Consider the following 18,654-nt stretch of genomic DNA (forward strand, 5'->3'; position numbering starts at 1 on the left):
TGATAGAGGTCAGGCGGCCCTGCGGGATGCCCAGACGAGAAGGCCGAGCACAAGCACCAGGCCGGGCATGGTGATGGAGGTGATCCAGAAAATCAGTTCGTTCTGACGGGGGCTGAGCTGAATGCGGTAGCTGTGCTTAAGCTTCGAAGGAATGCCGCTGACCCGGTCACGGTTGACAATCCAGTTAAGGCTGGCTGCAACAAAATCCCGGTTAACCGCAAGGGCCGTTTTTTTGTCCAGCAAAGAGGCATTTCCCACCACCACCATGCGGCAGCCGTCCACGCTCAGGCGGACATCCGCCACGATGCCGCGCTCCACAGAAGCGGCCAGATAAACAGGCTGCCTGGTATCCTCGTCATCCACCACCGGGAGATCTTCGAGGTAGTTTTTCTCCCCCCAGTAGCGGTCGGTAGCAGCAATCAGAGGGTGCACCGTGATGTTTTGGTTTTGCAGATACTCGTCTGAAAAACGCACATCCAGGGACTGGGACTGGCCCGGCAGGCTTACGGTGGAAGAGGAAAGCGGTCCCGTGATGGTGGATTCATTGTCGAAAATGGCCTGGACAGAGAACTCTTTGCGTGTGCCAGAGCCGGTGCTTTCGGCATAGAGCACACGGTCTTCACGGGGCATCACCCCGTTCAACCCCAGAAAAGCATGCAGACGCGAAGTCTCGCCTCCCGGATCCAGCATGACCATCAGGCCCGCACGCCGCCCTTCCCAATAGGCCTTCAGCATCGCGATTTCGCGCTCGGAAAGATCATAGCGGATGCCTGCCAGAATCAGCCCGTCCGCATCCTCCGGGATCTGGGTGATTTCGGCCAGGTTCAACGGCAGGAGCTGGAAATTCTGCTGCCGTCCCAGTTCGCCCAGTGCGGCCATGACATCGGTGAGCGCCCCTTCGGTGCGTGAGCCCTTGCCCACCACCAGGTAAAATTTCCGCTCCCCGCCTTCCACGAGGTTCATCAGCGCGGAGGTCACGGCATCTTCGCCACGAAACTCCTTGATGGCCCGGGTGGTCGCCGTGCCTGTCTCGCGGATGATCATTTCTTCCTCACGGATAAAGCGGGTGCGGCCGCCAGCCCGGATAACGATTCCGCTTTGGTCCAGAGGCAGACCGGTTTCCGCCTTCAGCTCCTCGGCACGCTCCAGGTCCCGCAGAGGATCAATAGACCGGAGCTTGATGCGTCCTTTACCATGAATGCGGTATTCCTCCAGCAGTGCCTGCACATCTGGGAAGATCTTGGCATCACGGGCGAAGACGTTGGCGATCAGCACATCTTTGGGCAGCTTGCTGACATAGTTCTGGGTCAGCGAGCTGAGCGTGTAACTTTGCTGCGGGCTCAGGTCCCAGCGCGCGTGGTAGCGGTAGCTGATGCGGTTCACCCCAAAAAAAATGGCCAGCACCAAAAGGACCTGCAAGGCCACGTTCATGCCAATGCCCCATCGTTGGGGGATGGAAGCAGCGGCGGGCTTGGGAGTTTCAGGTGTGGGATCGGGCATCGCGGCGAAGGCAGGAAAAATCAGCTTTGAAAAGAAACGGCCAGGTCAGGACCTCCAGCGGCGATACTCCACCACCTGATGGGTCAGGGCCAGAAAGAGCAGCGCCAGACTGGTGTAATACACCAGCGGACGCGTATCAATGAGGCCGCTGGTGAAGGTGCGGATGTGCTCCCGGCTGGCAAAGTAGTTGGTGATGTCCACAAAGGTTTCGTTCACTTGACGGCCAATGACACTGATAAAAAGGCCCACCAGGAAATGCAACAGGCTGGCGGTGAAGGAGATGATGGCGGCGATGATCTGGTTGGATGTCATGGCGGAGGCCAGGCAGCCCATGGCCAAATTAAAGAGCCCCATGGCAAACAGAATCAGGTAGCTGCCCTTCATGGCTCCTTCAGGCATCTCAATCTGCCCCACGGTGATCCAGTCCAGGATCTGGAAGTTGAGGTAGCTTGGCACCCACAGCACACAGTAAATCACCACCGAGGCGATGTATTTGGCCCAGACCACCTGCCACGCGCGGACCGGGGCGGTGAAGAGTGTTTCAAAGGTGCCCATCTTTTTCTCCTCGGCAAAGAGGCGCATGGTCAGCAGCGGGAAGACGAAGAAATAGGAGAGCCAGAACCAGATGGCATCAAAAGTCCAGGTGACGATGGAACCCTCGCTCGGAGCGCTTTCCAACAGGGAAAGGGCGGCCCGCAGGCAGAAGCCATTCAGCACCATGATCAGCGCCAGGACAATGTATGCCATGGGCGACACGAAAAAGGCGCGCATTTCTTTTTTGAGCAGGACCCAGAAAATTCTCATCGTGTGTCAGTCAGTATCAGGATTTCACCGGTTCAGAGGCGGCCAGCTCCACAAAAACATCTTCCAGGCTGGGCAGTTGCCAGTGCAGCTCCCGCAGCTTCCAGCCTTTGGCGGCTGCCGACTGCATCACGGCTTCGCGCACATCATGTCCAGGCTCCACCCGCAGCACTAAGCGCGTCCAGACACCGTCTTTGGATTCCTCCATGACTTTGCGGACCTTGGGGAGGGCTTCAAAGGCGGAAATGAAGTCCCCCTGCCCTTCCACTTCCACAACAACCTGGGTCAGCGCACGCAGCTTGCGCGTCAGGTTGGCAGGGGTGTCATAGGCCAGCAGGCGGCCATGATGGATCACCAGGACGCGATCGCAAATCTGCTCCACCTCCTGCATGATATGGGTGGAAAGCAGGATGGTGTGTTTGGGCCGCAGGCTGGCCAGCAGCTCGCGCACCTGGCGGATCTGCACGGGGTCCAGGCCGCTTGTCGGCTCATCCAGGATGAGCAGCGGTGGCTCATGCAAAAGCGCATCCGCCAGGGCCACCCGCTGGCGGTAGCCTTTGGAAAGATTGCCAATCAGCCGGCGCCGCACATCCGTCACGGAGCACAGGTCCATGACCTCCCCCACGCGGTGGCGCATTTGCCGCCCACGCAGCCCTTTCAGCTCCCCACGGAAGCGCAGATACTCTTTCACCTTCATGTCGGTATAAAGAGGGGCCATTTCCGGCATGTACCCTACGGAACGCTTCACTTCCAGAGACTCACGAAACACATCAAACCCGTTCACCCGCACACTCCCGGAGGAAGGCGGCAGGTAGCCGGTGAGCACTCTCATGGTGGTGGACTTCCCGGCACCGTTGGGGCCCAAGAAACCGACGATCTCACCCGGCTCCACCTCAAAGGAGATGTGGTCCACCGCCATGCGTCCTGCATACTGCTTGGTGAGGTCTTGTACGGAAATCATTATCAAAGAAAAAGAATGCGCGAGAAGATGTTTTTTGAGCGGATTTGAAATAAAGACCACATAACGGACGATGACAACACCGGAACGGACTTTCCCCCAAATCGTCCGCCCTCGTGCAACCCGGCCACCCACGTGGAGAAAAGGCCGCCCTTGCACCCTGTCCGTTTTAACCTTATTATCCGACAATCATGAACACTTCCCATCTCTTTGCTGCTTTTGGCCCTCTCGGCACGCCTGAGCTGATCATCATCGCCGTTCTCGTCCTGGTTCTTTTCGGAGCCAAGAAGCTTCCAACGTTCGCCCGCAGCCTGGGCAAGAGCATGGGGGAATTCAAGAAAGCCCGTGAGGAGTTCGAGCATGAGCTGACCCGCTCCCAGGAAGAGGCTGAGCGCCCGACCCCTGCTCCGGTCATCCCTGCCACTGCTGAAAAGCGCCAGCCGGTCACTTCCGCCAAAGACATCTAATTCCTGTCGGCTGCCCCATGCACGCCGGTCATGCTTTTTTTCAACGGCGGGGATTCGTCCCCGCCGTTTTCTTTTGCCTGCTGCTTCCCTGGCTGCCTGCCGGGGCCCAGGAAAGGCCTGAAGCGGTTGTCTTCTGCTCTTACAATGTCAAAAACTGGCTGCTGATGCAGCGCTCCTTTGGTGACAAGGACGCCCCGCCCGCCTCCAAACCCGAAAAGGAAAAGGCGAAAGTGGTGGAGTTTCTCGCCGACATCCGGCCGGATATCCTGGGATTGTGCGAGATTGGCAGCGTCGCGGACTTGAAGGAGATCCAGTCGCGCCTTCAATCGGAGGGAATTGACCTGCCGCATCTGGAGCATTGCGCTGGCGCAGATCCCACCCGCAGCCTGGGGCTGCTGTCCCGCTACCCGATCATGGGGCGAAATTCTCAAAACAGGCTCTATTACCAGATGGGAGCCGCCTCCTTCCCCATGCAGCGAGGCATCCTGGATGCGACAGTCAGTATCACCACGGATTTCCAGGTGCGTTTTCTGGGGGTGCATTTGAAATCCAAACGGGCGATTCCTGAAGCCGACGAAACCCTTATGCGCCGCAATGAAGCGCATCTGTTGCGGTTGCACATGGACAGGCTCTTTGTGCAGGAACCCGGAGCCCAGGTCGTCTGCTATGGCGACTTCAACGAGCATCGCAATGAACCCGCCATCAGTGCCATCATCGGCTCCCGCGCCAGCCCCGGCTACATGACGGACCTGCATCTGCAGGATGCGCACGGGCTGGTTTGGACCCATTTTTGGGATGACGCGGATGTTTATGGCAGGCTGGACTACTTATTTGTCAGCCGCAGCCTTCGGCCCCGAGTGGACATGAAAGGCTCCTATATCCATACCGCCGCCGATTTTGACAAAGCCAGCGACCACCGCCCCATCGTCATGACGATCAAGCCGGGGCGCAACTCTTCACGCGCTCAGCAGTGAGCGGGCACGGGTCACATCGGTGCGGATCTGGGTCAGGAGTTCTTCGACACCGCTGAATTTTTTCTCGGGGCGCAGGAAGGTTCCCATACGCACCTCCACGTCCTGGCCGTAGAGGTCCCCTTCCCAGTCAAAAACATGTATTTCCAGGGCTGGCGCCACGACATCTGACTCCACGGTCGGGCGGATGCCGAGATTGGCGATGCCGGGCCGCCAGTCGTCCGCAATGCGGGCCTGCACGGCATAGACACCAAAGGGTGGCAGCACCTCCGCCTCGGGGCGGACATTGGCGGTGGGAAAACCGAGCTGGCGGGCGAGCTGGCGGCCTGCGATGACCTGGCCCAGCAAGGAGTAGGGCCGGCCCAGCAGGGCTCCGGCACGGACAAGGTCACCGACGGTCACGGCATCGCGGATCAGCGTGCTGCTGACCACCTCCCCATCCAGGCGGATGGGCGGCACCCCATAGACGGCAAAGTCATGCTGCTGGCCCAGGTCCATGAGGGAGTGAATGTTGCCGCTCCGGTTCTTCCCGAAACTCCAGGTGTAGCCGACTGAAATGCACCCGAGCGGGCGGCAGGCAGCCACCAGGGAGCGGACAAATTCTTCGGCCGAGGTCTCCGCCACCTCGCAGGTGAAGGGACAAAGCAAAGTGCCCGCCACACCCATCTCCGCCAGCAGCCGAGCCCGCAGTTTTTCCCCGCACAGCCGCTTCGGCATCATGTCCGGCCGCAGCACGCTGAGGGGATGCGGGTCAAAGCTCATGACCACCGCCTGCCCATGATGCTGCACCGCATGCTCCTGCGCCGCCCGGATGACCTCCTGATGCCCCAGATGCACGCCATCAAAGACACCAATGGCCAGGGAAACAGGGCCGGGAATCTGGGAAAGCTCGTGGATGGAACGCAATTGCAGCATGACGTCCCTTCCATACGCCCAGGAGATGCGGTTTGGCAAAGGCTGGATGACGGCTACAGCCGGAGAATGTGAGGGCGATGGGGCAAGGCGGCCCGTCGGGGAACGCTGCTTGCAGAGGAGTCTAACGAAATTTGCATAATGCCACACCCCCTCGGAAAACCTTTATCCATTAGATCATAAATGTTGAACAAATCGGGCAAATAGACGGTCTAAAACAGCAAGAAAGGAACATCAACCATGAACCCCAATTTGAATCCATCCTCCCCCGGATGGATGCGGAATGCGGAAGATCCGGGGATGGCAGGCGGCGGTGCGGCAACACCCGCTCCAGGGCAGCCACGCATCGGCCTGGCACTGTCTGGCGGCGGGGCACGCGGGCTGGCCCATGTCGGCGTTTTGCAAGTTTTGGAGGAGCATCAAATCCCTCTGGCAGCCGTCGCAGGCACCAGCATGGGAGCCTACGTCGGCGCGCTTCACGCCTCGGGGTTTAACACCCAGGACCTGGAATCGCTGGCGCGCGAAATCAAGGACCGCCGCACTTTGCTGCGGCTGATGGACCCCATTTTTCCGCCCACCACCGGGCTGATCCGCGGCATGAAGATCCGCCGCCATCTGGAGCGGTCGCTCGGGGCGCGCACCTTTGAGGAGCTGGACATCCCGCTGCTCATCGTGGCCACGGATCTGGACACGATGGCGGCTCATGTCTTCGACAGCGGTCCGCTGGGGCCTGCGGTGCATGCCAGCGCCGCCATCCCGGGTGTGTGTGCCCCGGTGCACATTGACGGACGCCGTTTTACCGATGGCGGAGCTGCCGAGCCGCTGCCTGTGGGCCTGCTGCGGGAGCGCTTCAAACTGGATGCTGTGATCGCGGTGAATGTGCTGCCCAACAGCCAGGATGTGCTGCACTGCAAGGACCTGGCCTTTGTACCCCCGAAGGTGCATAAAAACATCTTCATCCGCACGGTGAACTACCTGCTGCGGCCGGTAAACCTGCTGGCCCATGGCAACGTGATGGACACCTTTCGCCGCGCGCTCATGTGCGCCCAGCTCGGCCTGGCGGAAAAGGAATGCCGGAGCGCGGATGTGGTGATCCATCCCTTCTTTTGTGAAAGCACCTGGTTCGATTTTGAAAACTTCGACCGCTATATCCGCGCGGGCCGCCGCGCGGCAGAAGAGGCCCTGCCGCAGATCTATGCGCTGCTGGGCCAGTCCACCCCTAACAAGGAATACAACCATGAAAATTCTCTCCTCGAACCCTCCAGCGTGGGATTCTGCGCCGCCTGAGGTCTGGCACGACTGGCAGTTCCGCCGGCTGCGCGACTACCTCAGCCACCGGGTGCTGCCTTTCAGCGCCCACTACAACCGTCTCTTCAAAGAGCACGGCCTGGAAGTCGGTGACCTCAAGTCCTACGACGACTGGTCCGACGCGCCCTTCACCACCAAGGCGGACCTGACGGTGCCGCGTGAGCAGCAGCGGGAGTTTATCCTGATGCCGGAGGAGGCCGCCCTGCGCAAGGAATGGGGTGTCATCCTGAATGCCGTGCTGCATGGTCGTGCTGCGGCCAAAGGGGCGCTGGAGGATGAATTCCGCCCGGTGATGCTGACCAGCACCACGGGCCGGTCCTCTGACCCGGTGCCCTTCCTTTTCACCAAGCATGACCTGGCGAATCTGGACACCGCAGGCCGCAGGCTGATGGAGTGCGGGCAGTCGCAGCGGGAGTTCCGCCATGTGAATGCCTTCCCCTTTGCGCCGCATCTGGCCTTCTGGCAGACGCACCATGCGGGGATGAGCTTTGGCACTTTCATGGTCAGCACCGGCGGCGGCAAGTCGCTAGGCACGGAGGGGAACATGAACCTCATTGACCGCATCCAGCCGGATGTACTCATCGGCATGCCCACCTTCATGTATCACCTGATGCGGCAGGCGGTGGAAAACGGCAAACACTGGCCTAACATCAAGCGTGTTGTCCTGGGCGGTGAAAAGGTGGCCGAAGGGCTGCGGGCCCGCCTGGTGGACCTGGTCCATGAGCTGGGCGGGGATGAAGTGAGCGTCATCAGCACCTATGGCTTTACCGAGGCGAAGATGGCCTTTTCCGAATGCCCGGCGGAATCCGGCGCCAGCGGCTTTCACATCAGCCCGGACCTGGCTTTCATTGAGCTGGTGGACCCGCGCACCGGGCGGCCCGTGGCCCCTGGTCATCCCGGGGAGATCGTCTTCACGCCGCTGGATGCGCGGGGCACCGTGGTGCTGCGCTACCGCACGGGTGACATTGCCGAAGGCGGCATGACCTGGCAGCGCTGCCCGCACTGCGGCCGCACCTGCCCGCGCCTGCTCGGCCCCATCAGCCGCGTCAGCGAGGTGCGCGAGCTGCACCTGGACAAGGTCAAAGGCACGCTGGTGAATTTTAACATCCTGGAGCATCTCCTGGATGACCAGAAAGGCGTGGCCGCCTGGCAGATCGAGCTGACCAAACGCGATAACGACCCGCTGGAGGTGGACGAGCTGATCCTGCACGTGGCCCCTGAACCGGGCATGAACGCCCGCGACCTGGAGCAGCGCATCGAGCGGCGCTTCTCTGAAGTCACCGAAATCCACCCCAACGCCATCCATTTTCACGACCTCCCCGACCTGCGCGAACGCCTGGGCGTGGGCAAGCTGCTCAAGGAGGTCAAGCTGTTAGACAGACGCAACCAACCCATCAAGGCCGAATCCTTAGTGAACCAGAAATGAGCCTCCGGGCCCGGGTTCGCTTCACCGGCTTCCATCCCCTTTAAGCCATGAAACCTCTTTATATTGTCTCCGCCATCCGCACGCCCTTTACCCGCGCGGGCAGCAGCCTTTCCGGGCTGGATGCGGTGGATCTCGGCAAGGCTGCCGTGTCCGCCCTGCTCTCCCGCACCGGTCTGGATCCCCAGGCAGTGGATGAAACCATTTTCGGATGTGTCGGCCAGCCGGCCGATGCGCAAAACATCGCCCGTGTCATCGCCCTGCGCGCTGGGCTGCCGGAAGCCAAGCCTGCCATGACGGTGCACCGCAACTGTGCCTCCGGCCTGGAAGCGCTGACCACGGCCCATGCCAAAATGTGCGCGGGCCAGGGTGATGTCTTCATCGTCGGCGGCACCGAGAGCATGTCCAACATGCCGCTGTATTTCTCCCAGCGCGCCGCCGGTAAATTTGGCAGCCTGGGCAAGGCCCGCAGTTTTGGCCAGAAGATGGGGGCGATGACCTCTTTCCGGCTCTCGGATTTTGCCCCGGTCATCGGCTTGAAGCTCGGCCTGACCGACCCGGTCGTGGAAATGAACATGGGGGAGACGGCGGAGCTGCTGGCGCGTGAATTTAAAATCACGCGTGAACGCCAGGACGCCTTTGCCCTGCGCAGCCATCAGCGTGCCGCCACGGCCGCCGCCGCTTTGCAAAAAGAAACGGCACCGCTTTATCTCCTGGGCCGGTCCGTGGAACCGGTGCTGGCGGACAACGGTGTGCGTAACGATTCCACCCTGGAAAAACTGGGCCGCCTGAAACCCCTGTTTGAGCGTCATCACGGCAGTGTCACGGCGGGAAATTCCAGCCAGCTCACCGACGGTGCAGTGGCCATGCTGGTGGCCAGTGAAGAGGCCGTGGCACGCCATGGCTGGCAGCCGCTGGGCCGCTTGGTGGACTATGCCTACACCGGCTGTGACCCGCGCCGCATGGGCCTGGGACCTGTCCGTGCCATGGATGCCCTGCTGCACCGCACGCCGGACACCCTGGCTGACATGGACGTGGTGGAGATCAATGAAGCCTTCGCCGCCCAGGTCCTGGCCGTGCTGGAGTGCCTCAAAGACTCAGGCTGCGCCCGCCGTGCGGGCCTGGAAGCGCCTTTGGGAGAAATAGACGAAGAGCGGCTGAACCCGCGCGGCGGTGCCATCGCCCTCGGTCATCCGGTGGGAGCCACGGGCGCCCGCCTGGTGCTCACCGCGCTGGACCAGCTACGTGAAACCGGCGGCCGCAAGGCCCTGGTCAGCCTCTGCATCGGCGGAGGCCAGGGCGGTGCAGCCCTGCTCGAAAGAGCCTGACCCTTTTAATCATACAACCTCATACTCTTAACTATCATGAACTCACATCTGCTCGATAAAATCGTGGCGGAGAAAGACAGCTTCGTTCCCCGTCCTCCCACCCCTGCAACACGCATCCAGTCGCTGAGACATTTCCGTCTGATCATGGACGAAAATGACACCGCCTGGATCACCTTCGACATGGCAGGCAGCGCCGCCAATGTCTGGAATGAAACGACTCTCCGCGAATTTGACCTCTGCCTGGATGCGCTCAGCCGCCAGGGATCTGTCAAGGCGCTGATCCTCAGCAGCGCGAAGGACAAAATCTTCGTGGCCGGGGCCGATCTCAAGGCTGTGCGCAGCGCGCCGGTGCGCAGGGTGGAGACGCTGATCGAACGTGGCCAGGCCGTCTTTAACCGGCTGGCTGCCCTGCCCTGCCCCAAGATCGCGCTCATCCATGGAGCCTGCCTGGGCGGTGGCCTGGAGGTGACGCTGGCCTGCAATGCCCGCATCGCCAGCGACAGCAGCCACACGCGCCTGGGCCTGCCGGAGACGCAGCTCGGCCTCATCCCGGCCTGGGGCGGCTCCACCCGTCTGCCGCGCCTGCTCGGCCTGCCTGCCGCGCTGGATCTCATCGTCAGCGGACGCCAGCTCAAGCCACGCCAGGCGCTGTGGCGCGGACTCGTGGACAAGGTCGTGCCGCGTGAGCATCTGGAAGCGGCCGCCCGCCACATGGTGGCCCATGGCCTGCCCGACCGGGTACAGCCGCTGAGCCACACTTTTTGGAAGCTGCCCGGCATCCGCCAGGCGCTGGCGCATCATGTCCGGGGCCAGGTCATGGCCAAAACGCGCGGCCTTTACCAGGCTCCGCTGCGGGCCATCGAGGTGGCTGTGAATGCCTCCGTCCTGCCAATGAACAAAGCGCTGGAACAGGAGCGCCATGCCATTCTGGACCTGGCCCTGACTCCGCAGACCGAGCACCTCATTGATGTCTTCTTCCGCAAAGAGGAGGCGTCGAAAAAACCGCATCCGCGCGGTGTGTCGCTGACCATTCATGATGTGGCCGTGATCGGCGCCGGAGTGATGGGATCGGGCATTGCCCACTGGATCGCCAGCAAGGGAAATCATGTGCTGATGCAGGATGTCAGCACACAGTCCCTGGGGAGCGGTCTGAACCGCGTAAACCAGCTTTTGAAAGAGGGCGTGAAGCGCCGGGCCATCACCCAGAAGGACCTCCGGGACAGCCTGGACCGCATCACACCGGAGCATGAGCCGGTGCCGCTGACCCGCTATCCGCTGATCATCGAAGCGGCCACGGAGGACATGGTGCTGAAGAAAAAAATCTTCGCCAACCTGGCCGAACGCGCGGGGCCGGATGCCATCCTGGCCACCAATACCTCCGCCCTGTCCGTGACGGAGCTGGCGCGCAGCCTGCCGCATCCGGAGCGGGTCATCGGCCTGCACTTTTTCAATCCGGTGCACCGCATGCCGCTGGTGGAAATCATTGTGACGGAAGACACCTCCGACGATGTCATCGCCACCGCCGTGACCTTTGTGCAGAGGCTTGGCAAGACGCCGGTGGTGGTGAAGGACAGTCCTGGATTCGTCGTCAACCGCATCCTGATGCCTTACCTGATGGAGGCCGTGCGCCTGCATGAAAGCGGCATCTCTGCAGACATCATTGATGAGGCCATGCTGGAGTTTGGCATGCCCATGGGACCCATGCGCCTGCTGGATGAGATCGGCCTGGATGTGGCGGCCCACGTGGCCAGCACCCTGTGCGTCGCCTATCCGGACCGGATGGCCCCGTCTGACCTGCTCAACCTCATGGTGGCCGAGGGCAAACTGGGCAAGAAATCCGGTGAGGGTTTCTACAAACATGGCCAGTCCAAGCTCCCGAGGAAGCGGGACAAAATCAAGGACCACACGCAGGTGGAACAGGTGCAGCACCGGCTGGCGCTGCTGATCAGCAACGAGGCCGCCCGCTGTGCCGATGAAGGCCTGACCCGCGACCCGGCGGACATTGACCTGGCCATGATCCTGGGCACTGGCTATCCGCCATCACGCGGCGGGCCGCTGAGCTGGATCCACGAATACGGCGCCGACAATGCCAGCGTGGAGCTGCGCCTGCTCGCTTCTTCCACCCCGCCCCCACATTCCTTTGAACCTGCACGGTTCCACGAGGTCTAACGAATGATGTTATCAACCCGTCCTCCTCCCATCCTACCTTTATGAAAACAGAACTCGCCCCGCCACCTGCAGCCATGATTGACATGTCAAAAATGTCCCCCGGCCAGAAAGCCGCCCTGGAGATGGCGGAAGCGGCGCGGGACGAGCGTAACAACGCCGGCCTGGCCGCCGGGCTGTTTTTCGGCACGCCGAATTTTGACCAGATCCTGCCTTTCCCCGCCCAGTCGGTGGAGGACCGGGACCAGGGAGATGCCTTCCTTTCCCGCCTGCGCGGCGTGCTGGACCATGCCGATCCGGATGAGATCGACCGTACGGGAGAGATCCCGGACGCGCTGCTGGAAGAGCTGGCCGCGCTGGGTGCCTTCGGCATCAAGATTCCCCGCCAATACAAAGGCCTGGGCCTGTCACAGACCAACTATTCCCGCGCCGCCATGCTGCTGGGCGGTGAGTGCGGAAACCTGGCCGCGCTGCTGTCCGCGCACCAGTCCATCGGTGCGCCGCAGCCGCTCATTTTGTTTGGCACGGAGGAGCAGAAGGCCAAGTATCTGCCGCGCTGTGCCCAGGGTGAGATCAGCGCCTTTGCCCTGACCGAAAATGACGTCGGCAGCGACCCTGCCCGCATGACCACCATGGCCGTGCCGGACGGGCCGGACCACTTCATCATCAATGGGGAAAAGCTGTGGTGCACGAACAGCCTCAAGGCCGGGCTCATCGTCGTGATGGCGCGCACGCCCACACGGGACAAGCCGCACGCCACCTCCGCATTCATCGTGGAGACCTCCTGGCCGGGCGTGGAGATCATCCATCGCTGCCGATTCATGGGCCTGCGGGCGCTTTACAACGGCGTCGTCCGTTTTGAAAACGTGCGCGTGCCGCGTGAGAATATCCTCGGCGGTGAAGGCCGTGGCCTCAAGGTCGCCCTCACCACATTGAACACCGGCCGCATCACCCTGCCCGCCGCCTGCACCGGCATGGCCAAGCGCTGTGTGGAAATCTCCACCCGCTGGGCCGCTGATCGTGTCCAGTGGGGCCAGCCCGTGGGCAAACATGCGGCGGTGGCGGACAAGATCGCCCGCATGGGGGCGGACGCCTTTGCCATGGAGGCCATGGTGCGATATGTCTCCGCGCTGGTGGACCGCGACAAGCATGCCGATGTGCGCCTCGAGGCAGCCATTGCCAAGCTCTGGGGCAGCGAGCGCGCCTGGCAGATCGTGGATGACACGATGCAGATCCGCGGTGGCCGCGGGTATGAAACGGCGGACTCCCTGCGTGCCCGTGGCGAGACGGCGGACCCTGTGGAGCGGCTCTTCCGCGACTGCCGCATCAACACGATCTTTGAGGGCAGCAGCGAGATCATGCGCCTCTTCATCGCCCGTGAAATCCTGGACCCGCATTTGAAAATCGGGGCCGATGTGGTTAACTCCACCCTGCCCCTGACGCGGCGTGCCAAAGCCGTCTTCCGCGCAGGCCGCACCTACTCCACCTGGTATCCCCGGATGTGGCTGCCCGCCAGCACCGGCCTGGCTGGCAAAAACCTGCATCCAGATCTGCAAAAGGATCTCCAGTTCATCGCCGGCCAGAGCCGCAAGCTGGCCCGCACGCTCTTCCATGCCATGGCTCTCAACGGCCCGGCTCTTGAGCGTCGGCAAATTTTGTTAGGCAGCCTGGTGGACATCGGAGCCGAGCTTTTCGTCTGGTCCACCACCCTGTCCTATGCGGAATCCCGCATCACGGATTCGTCCGTCAATTCCGGTGAGATTGACAGGCTGGTGCGCAAGGTCCACTACTTTGGCAAACTGACCCGCCAGCGCCTGCGGCAGCACTATGAGAAGCTGGACGACACGCTGGAAAAAGAAGCTCGTGAGGTGAGCCGGGATTTGATGAGCTAAATGAATGGTCTTCCTGTAGCCAGCACATGATTTAACGCCTCCTTTCCCTTTGGGATTTGGAGGCGTTATGCTAAATACCTGAGGAATCTATTTTACCGAATGGAGGTGCCTAACTGCAACATTTCTGCTAAAAAAGGATTATATACTTAGATGGGTGGCTTCTGCTCGCTGATTCCGTCGGTCCGTTGCATAATGATAAAAGAGCTTTGGCTGCCTGCTTGACGCCTCATTAACCTAACAAAGTGACCCGAGACTTATGGATGTTCCACCTCCCACGCCAACGCCACATTCCACGCCGCCACCAATGCCCACGCCCATGCCCACGGGCGCTCCAGCAGCCATGGAGGCTGCCGTAGATCCTGCACTGGCCTCCATCTGGATCCGGCTTGCCTCCCACATCATTGATATGATTGCGGCCATCATCTGCGTGGTCATTCTCCAATTCATCACTGGTGCGCTTCCCCCTATTGTTTTTAGCCTCCTCTTCGCGGCCGTGCTGGTGGGGATCAACTGGACCTTTCTTCAGCAGGGACAGACCTTGGGTAAAAAGTTGCTGAACCTGAAGATCGTCCGCAGAGACGGCAGACCGGCCGACCGGATGCACATCATTACCAAGCGGTTGCTGCCGGTCTGGCTGGTCGGCGCCATTCCTTATCTTGGAGCCTTGGTGCTGCTGGCAGATGCGCTTTGCATCTTCCGCCCTGGCCGCAACACGCTTCACGATGACCTCGCCGAGACCAAGGTCATCCAGCTTTGATTCAGACCCTGCGGTTCAGTCTTTGATTGCCTGACCTCAGCCCCTGGCGAAACTGGGGGCTGAATGTCCGACCATCCTCTGCTCCGCCTCCTGCCGAAATCGCCTGGCTGCTCCAACGATGAGCTGCTCGGGCAGTTTTTGGAATATGTGGCGGAGAAAAACCTGGAGCTTTACCCCGCGCAGGAGGAGGCCATCCTGGAGCTGTTCGAGGATAAAAACGTCATCCTCAACACGCCCACCGGCTCGGGCAAATCCCTTGTGGCCACGGCGCTGCATTTCCGATCGCTGGCCAAAGGGCGGCGCTCGGTTTACACCTGCCCGATCAAGGCGCTGGTGAATGAAAAATTCCTGGCCCTGTGCCGGGATTTCGGCCCGGAGAATGTCGGCATGGCCACGGGGGATGCGACGGTGAACCGCAACGCGCCCATCCTCTGCTGCACGGCGGAGATCCTGGCCAACTATGCGCTGCGCGATGGCGAGAACGCCCCGTTCCATGAGGTCATCATGGACGAGTTCCACTACTACTCGGATCATGAGCGCGGTGTGGCCTGGCAGGTGCCGCTGCTCACCATGCGGAAGTCGCGCTTCCTGCTCATCTCCGCCACGCTGGGGGCGACGGATTTTTTCCAGCGCGAGCTGGCCCGGCTGACGCAGGCGGAGAGTGTCATCATCTCCTCCCAGACGCGGCCGGTGCCGCTGGAGTTCAACTATGCCACCACGTCTGTGGACGTGACGCTGCAGGAGCTGGTGGAGGCGAAGAAAACGCCGGTTTATCTGGTGCACTTCACCCAGAACGATGCCGCCCAGGCCGCGCAGGATCTGATGAGCCTGAACTTCTGCTCCACCGCCGAAAAGACGGCCATCAAAGAGTGCCTGGAGGGGGCCAAATTCACCAGTCCGTATGGCAAGGAAGTGAAGAAGTATTTGCATCATGGCGTGGGCATTCACCATGCGGGTCTGCTGCCCAAATATCGCATGCTGGTGGAAAAGCTGGCGCAGCGTGGGCTGCTGAAAGTCATCTGCGGCACGGACACGCTGGGCGTCGGCGTGAATGTGCCCATCCGCACGGTACTGCTGACCCGCCTGAGCAAATACGGCGGCCAGAAAGTGGCCACGCTGACCGCGCGTGATTTCCACCAGATCACCGGGCGTGCCGGGCGGCGCGGGTTTGATGACATCGGCTTCGTCGTGGCCCAGGCCCCGGAGCACATCATCGAAAACGCCAAGATGGAGGCCAAGGCCGCTGGCGATGTGAAGAAGATGCGCAAGATGGTGAAAAAGAAAGCGCCGGAGGGCTTCGTGGGCTGGAGTGAGGACACTTTTAAAAAGCTGCAAACCGCTGCGCCGGAGCCGCTGGTGTCCCGATTCCAGGTCTCCCACGGCATGCTGCTGCAGGTGCTGAGCCGCGAGGGCGACGGCTGCGCCGCCATGCGGGATCTCATCGCCGATTCCCACGAAACGGCCACGGCGAAAAAGCAGCACCAGGACCGCGCCTGGCAGCTCTTTCGATCCCTGGTGGAGCGCAAGATCATATCCATCATCCCGCCGCGCGAGCGCCAGAGCCCGGCGCAAAAACTGCGGCTGAATGTGGAGCTGCAGGATGACTTTTCCCTGAACCACACGCTGTCGCTCTACCTCATTGATACATTGGCGGTCATTGATCCCGCCTCGCCCAATTACGCGGCGGATGTGCTGACGCTGTGCGAGTCCATCTTGGAGAACCCGGACCTGATTCTCCGCCGCCAGCTCAGCAAGGTGAAGGATGAAGCCATGGCCGCCATGAAGGAAGAAGGCGTTCCCTATGAGGAGCGCATCGCCCGGCTGGAGGAGCTGGAGTATCCCAAGCCCTGCCGCGATTTCATCTACAACACCTTCAATGAATTTTCCGCGCTGCATCCCTGGGTTGGCCAAGAAAACATCCGCCCGAAAAGCATCGTGCGCGAGATGTTTGAGAACTTCCGCAACTTCACCGATTACATCCAGGACTACGACCTGCACCGCACCGAAGGCGTCCTGCTGCGGCATCTCTCCTCCGTTTACAAAGTGCTGTCCCAGACCGTGCCGGACACTTTTAAAACCGAGCCCGTGCAGGAGATGGAAGCCTGGCTGGCCGGCCTGCTGCGGGGCACGGACTCCAGCCTGATGGATGAATGGGAGCGCCTGCGCAACCCCGAGTGGCAGCCCGCCGAGGAGAAGGCGGAAGAAGCTCCTGACATCACCCGCAACCGGCGCGAGTTCACCGCCCTCATCCGCACGGAGATCTTCCGTTTCCTGCGTGGCCTCGTCATTGGCGACTATCGCAGCGCCCTCGCCTCCCTCGGCCCGCAGCCCGCTCCTGTGTTGTGGACCGCCGAAACGCTGGCCTCCACCATGGAGCCGTATTACGACGAGCACGACCGCCTGCTGCTGGACAACGAAGCCCGCAACGGCCGCTACACCTTTGTCGAACCGGCTGAAGACCACAAGACCTGGAAAGTTTCCCAAGTCCTCGTGGATCTCGATGCCCTTAACGACTGGCAGGCCGTCTTCACCGTGGATCTGGCCAAGGCGAAGGAAGAGGGAAAACCGGCCTTGGTTTTAGTGAGTTTGGGGCCGGTGGTTGGGGGGTGAAGTGGGTTGAGTGGCGAGCGTCTTGGGGTTGAGGGGAGATGAGTGGATAAGGCGGAGTCCACAGACCAGAATGGCGAGTAGCATCGCTTCGCTCAGCATACACGCGCTCCGGGAAAGGCACCTCGCATGAAGCGCGAGTCTTTTACTCGCCTAACTTTCCTCTGATCTCGCAGAGCGGGAGAGGTGGGGGCGTGGGTGATGCGGAAGTCGGGTGCGGGAAGCTCCTCTTCGGTCTTTCAGCAACCTGGCAGCCTTCTGCCTCCTGGCGGACTTTCTCAGAAAACATCTTGCTCCGTGCTAAGAAATTGGTAACTTCGTTCGTTGTGGCATCCAGATACGGATTCTTTTTCGAATCCTGAGCAGCACGACGTTGCTCATTCCCCACAATTTTTTCTTTCGCATGATTTGTTTGAGCCTTTCCTTACCGCGCCCGCATGACCGGGTGAAGGAAAGCCCGTCCATGCGTCAGACAGCCCCCACGGTGCGATATGTTTGAGATGATCCGTGGAGCGATTAACCCATTTTCACGGGGCGTATTGTGCCCTTTGAACCGAACACAACTGGAGGTCAGCCATTAGCAATCCATTCAATAATTTGAGCGCCGGCCAATTCGGCGCGCGTCCTAACGCCAATCCACCCCCTGCGCAACCTGCTGCCGGGGCCACATCCCCTGCCGCCGGCACACCCAGCGCCCCTGTGAACCGTCCCGCCCCTGGCGGCTACCAGCCTCGTACCGGCGGGGGGCCTCCCTTTAACCGGCCCGGTGGTGGCCGACCCCAGCGCAACAACAGCCGCTATGCGGACCAGACCCGGGTGAACGAGCGCATCCGTGCGCCGAAGGTGCGCGTGGTGGACGGCATCACCAACCAGCAGTACGGCGTGCTGCCGACCCAGCAGGCCCTGCGCATGGCCAAGGAGCGCGGGCTGGACCTGGTTGAGGTGGCCTCCAATGCGGAGCCGCCGGTGTGCAAAATCGTTGACTACGGCAAGTACAAGTACATCCAGGAGAAGCACAAAAAAGAGGCTCACAAGCACCAGAAAGGCGGCAAGCTGAAAGAGCTTAAATTCCGCATCGGCATTGATCCGCATGATTATCTCATCAAGATCGTCCATGCGGAAGACTTTCTGGCGGAAGGTCACAAAGTGCGCATCCAGCTCCAGTTCCGCGGCCGCCAGATGGCCCACCAGGAACTGGGCCATGCCCTGGCGGCCAAGATCAAAGCCGACCTGCTGACCATGGGCCATGCGGACCAGGAGCCGAAGATGGCCGGCCGTAACATCAACATGCAGATGAGCCCGCTGCCTGAACGTCAGCGTCATCGTAAGTTCAAGACCCACCTGAAGGGCGTGACGGACGAAAAAGACATGCACCAGGGTGATCATGACCCGCGTGAGGACAAGCATGAGGAACATGATGACCACCATGATGATCATCATGCCGACGCTCCTGCGGCTGAAGCGGCCGAGGCCCCAAAGGCGCCTCCTGCACAAAGTTAAGACCCCTCTTTGAGGTTTTTCAAAGGTTGGCCGTGGTTTTCCCCAAACCACGGCCAATATGTTT

Annotated in this window: 14 protein-coding genes; 10 read left to right on the forward strand and 4 right to left on the reverse strand. The window is 61.1% G+C overall.

Features of this window, described 5'->3' with window-relative positions; all coding sequences use genetic code 11:
• Positions 1-9: 9 nt before the first annotated feature.
• From WJU23_RS08980 to WJU23_RS08990, 3 genes are read right to left on the reverse strand one after another with little or no spacing between them, the layout of a single operon-like run.
• A complete protein-coding gene (locus WJU23_RS08980; protein WP_346332217.1) occupies positions 10-1,500 on the reverse strand; it encodes a GldG family protein in 1,491 nt (496 codons plus the stop codon).
• A gap of 45 nt (positions 1,501-1,545) precedes the next feature.
• The gene (locus WJU23_RS08985; RefSeq protein WP_346332218.1) at positions 1,546-2,304 is read right to left on the reverse strand and encodes an ABC transporter permease; all 759 of its coding nucleotides are present in this window, start codon (positions 2,302-2,304) and stop codon (positions 1,546-1,548) included.
• A 16-nt stretch (positions 2,305-2,320) separates the two neighbouring features.
• On the reverse strand, positions 2,321-3,262 hold the full coding sequence (locus WJU23_RS08990) for an ATP-binding cassette domain-containing protein (protein ID WP_346332219.1): 942 nt from the start codon (positions 3,260-3,262) through the stop codon (positions 2,321-2,323).
• Positions 3,263-3,450: 188 nt separating this feature from the next.
• Between WJU23_RS08990 and WJU23_RS08995 the strand changes: the two genes are divergently transcribed.
• On the forward strand, positions 3,451-3,726 hold the full coding sequence (locus tag WJU23_RS08995) for a twin-arginine translocase TatA/TatE family subunit (protein WP_346332220.1): 276 nt from the start codon (positions 3,451-3,453) through the stop codon (positions 3,724-3,726).
• Positions 3,727-3,743: 17 nt separating this feature from the next.
• A complete protein-coding gene (locus WJU23_RS09000) occupies positions 3,744-4,700 on the forward strand; it encodes an endonuclease/exonuclease/phosphatase family protein (protein ID WP_346332221.1) in 957 nt (318 codons plus the stop codon).
• Here the strand turns inward: WJU23_RS09000 and WJU23_RS09005 are convergent.
• Positions 4,683-5,612, reverse strand: coding sequence for a bifunctional riboflavin kinase/FAD synthetase (locus WJU23_RS09005; protein WP_346332222.1), 930 nt, complete (start codon positions 5,610-5,612; stop codon positions 4,683-4,685). The genes WJU23_RS09000 and WJU23_RS09005 overlap by 18 nt on opposite strands.
• A gap of 237 nt (positions 5,613-5,849) precedes the next feature.
• Between WJU23_RS09005 and WJU23_RS09010 the strand changes: the two genes are divergently transcribed.
• From WJU23_RS09010 to infC, 8 genes are all read left to right on the forward strand, one after another.
• Positions 5,850-6,896, forward strand: a complete 1,047-nt coding sequence (locus WJU23_RS09010; RefSeq protein WP_346332223.1) for a patatin-like phospholipase family protein — start codon at positions 5,850-5,852, stop codon at positions 6,894-6,896.
• Entirely contained in the window at positions 6,847-8,343 is a 1,497-nt protein-coding gene (locus WJU23_RS09015) for an AMP-binding protein (RefSeq protein ID WP_346332224.1), read from the forward strand. The genes WJU23_RS09010 and WJU23_RS09015 overlap by 50 nt, the downstream gene beginning before the upstream one ends.
• A 47-nt stretch (positions 8,344-8,390) precedes the next feature.
• On the forward strand, positions 8,391-9,668 hold the full coding sequence (locus WJU23_RS09020) for a thiolase family protein (protein ID WP_346332225.1): 1,278 nt from the start codon (positions 8,391-8,393) through the stop codon (positions 9,666-9,668).
• A gap of 36 nt (positions 9,669-9,704) precedes the next feature.
• The gene (locus WJU23_RS09025) at positions 9,705-11,837 is read left to right on the forward strand and encodes a 3-hydroxyacyl-CoA dehydrogenase NAD-binding domain-containing protein (protein WP_346332226.1); all 2,133 of its coding nucleotides are present in this window, start codon (positions 9,705-9,707) and stop codon (positions 11,835-11,837) included.
• Positions 11,838-11,878: 41 nt separating this feature from the next.
• Entirely contained in the window at positions 11,879-13,726 is a 1,848-nt protein-coding gene (locus WJU23_RS09030) for an acyl-CoA dehydrogenase family protein (protein ID WP_346332227.1), read from the forward strand.
• A gap of 304 nt (positions 13,727-14,030) precedes the next feature.
• Positions 14,031-14,483, forward strand: a complete 453-nt coding sequence (locus WJU23_RS09035; RefSeq protein WP_346332228.1) for an RDD family protein — start codon at positions 14,031-14,033, stop codon at positions 14,481-14,483.
• A gap of 63 nt (positions 14,484-14,546) precedes the next feature.
• A complete protein-coding gene (locus WJU23_RS09040) occupies positions 14,547-17,093 on the forward strand; it encodes a DUF3516 domain-containing protein (RefSeq protein WP_346332229.1) in 2,547 nt (848 codons plus the stop codon).
• 696 nt (positions 17,094-17,789) lie between these two features.
• Positions 17,790-18,590: a translation initiation factor IF-3 gene (gene infC / locus WJU23_RS09045; protein WP_346332230.1), complete on the forward strand. Its 801-nt coding sequence runs from the start codon at positions 17,790-17,792 to the stop codon at positions 18,588-18,590.
• The last annotated feature ends 64 nt before the right edge of the window (positions 18,591-18,654 follow it).

This window comes from Prosthecobacter sp. SYSU 5D2 (genome assembly GCF_039655865.1).
GTDB lineage: Bacteria > Verrucomicrobiota > Verrucomicrobiia > Verrucomicrobiales > Verrucomicrobiaceae > Prosthecobacter.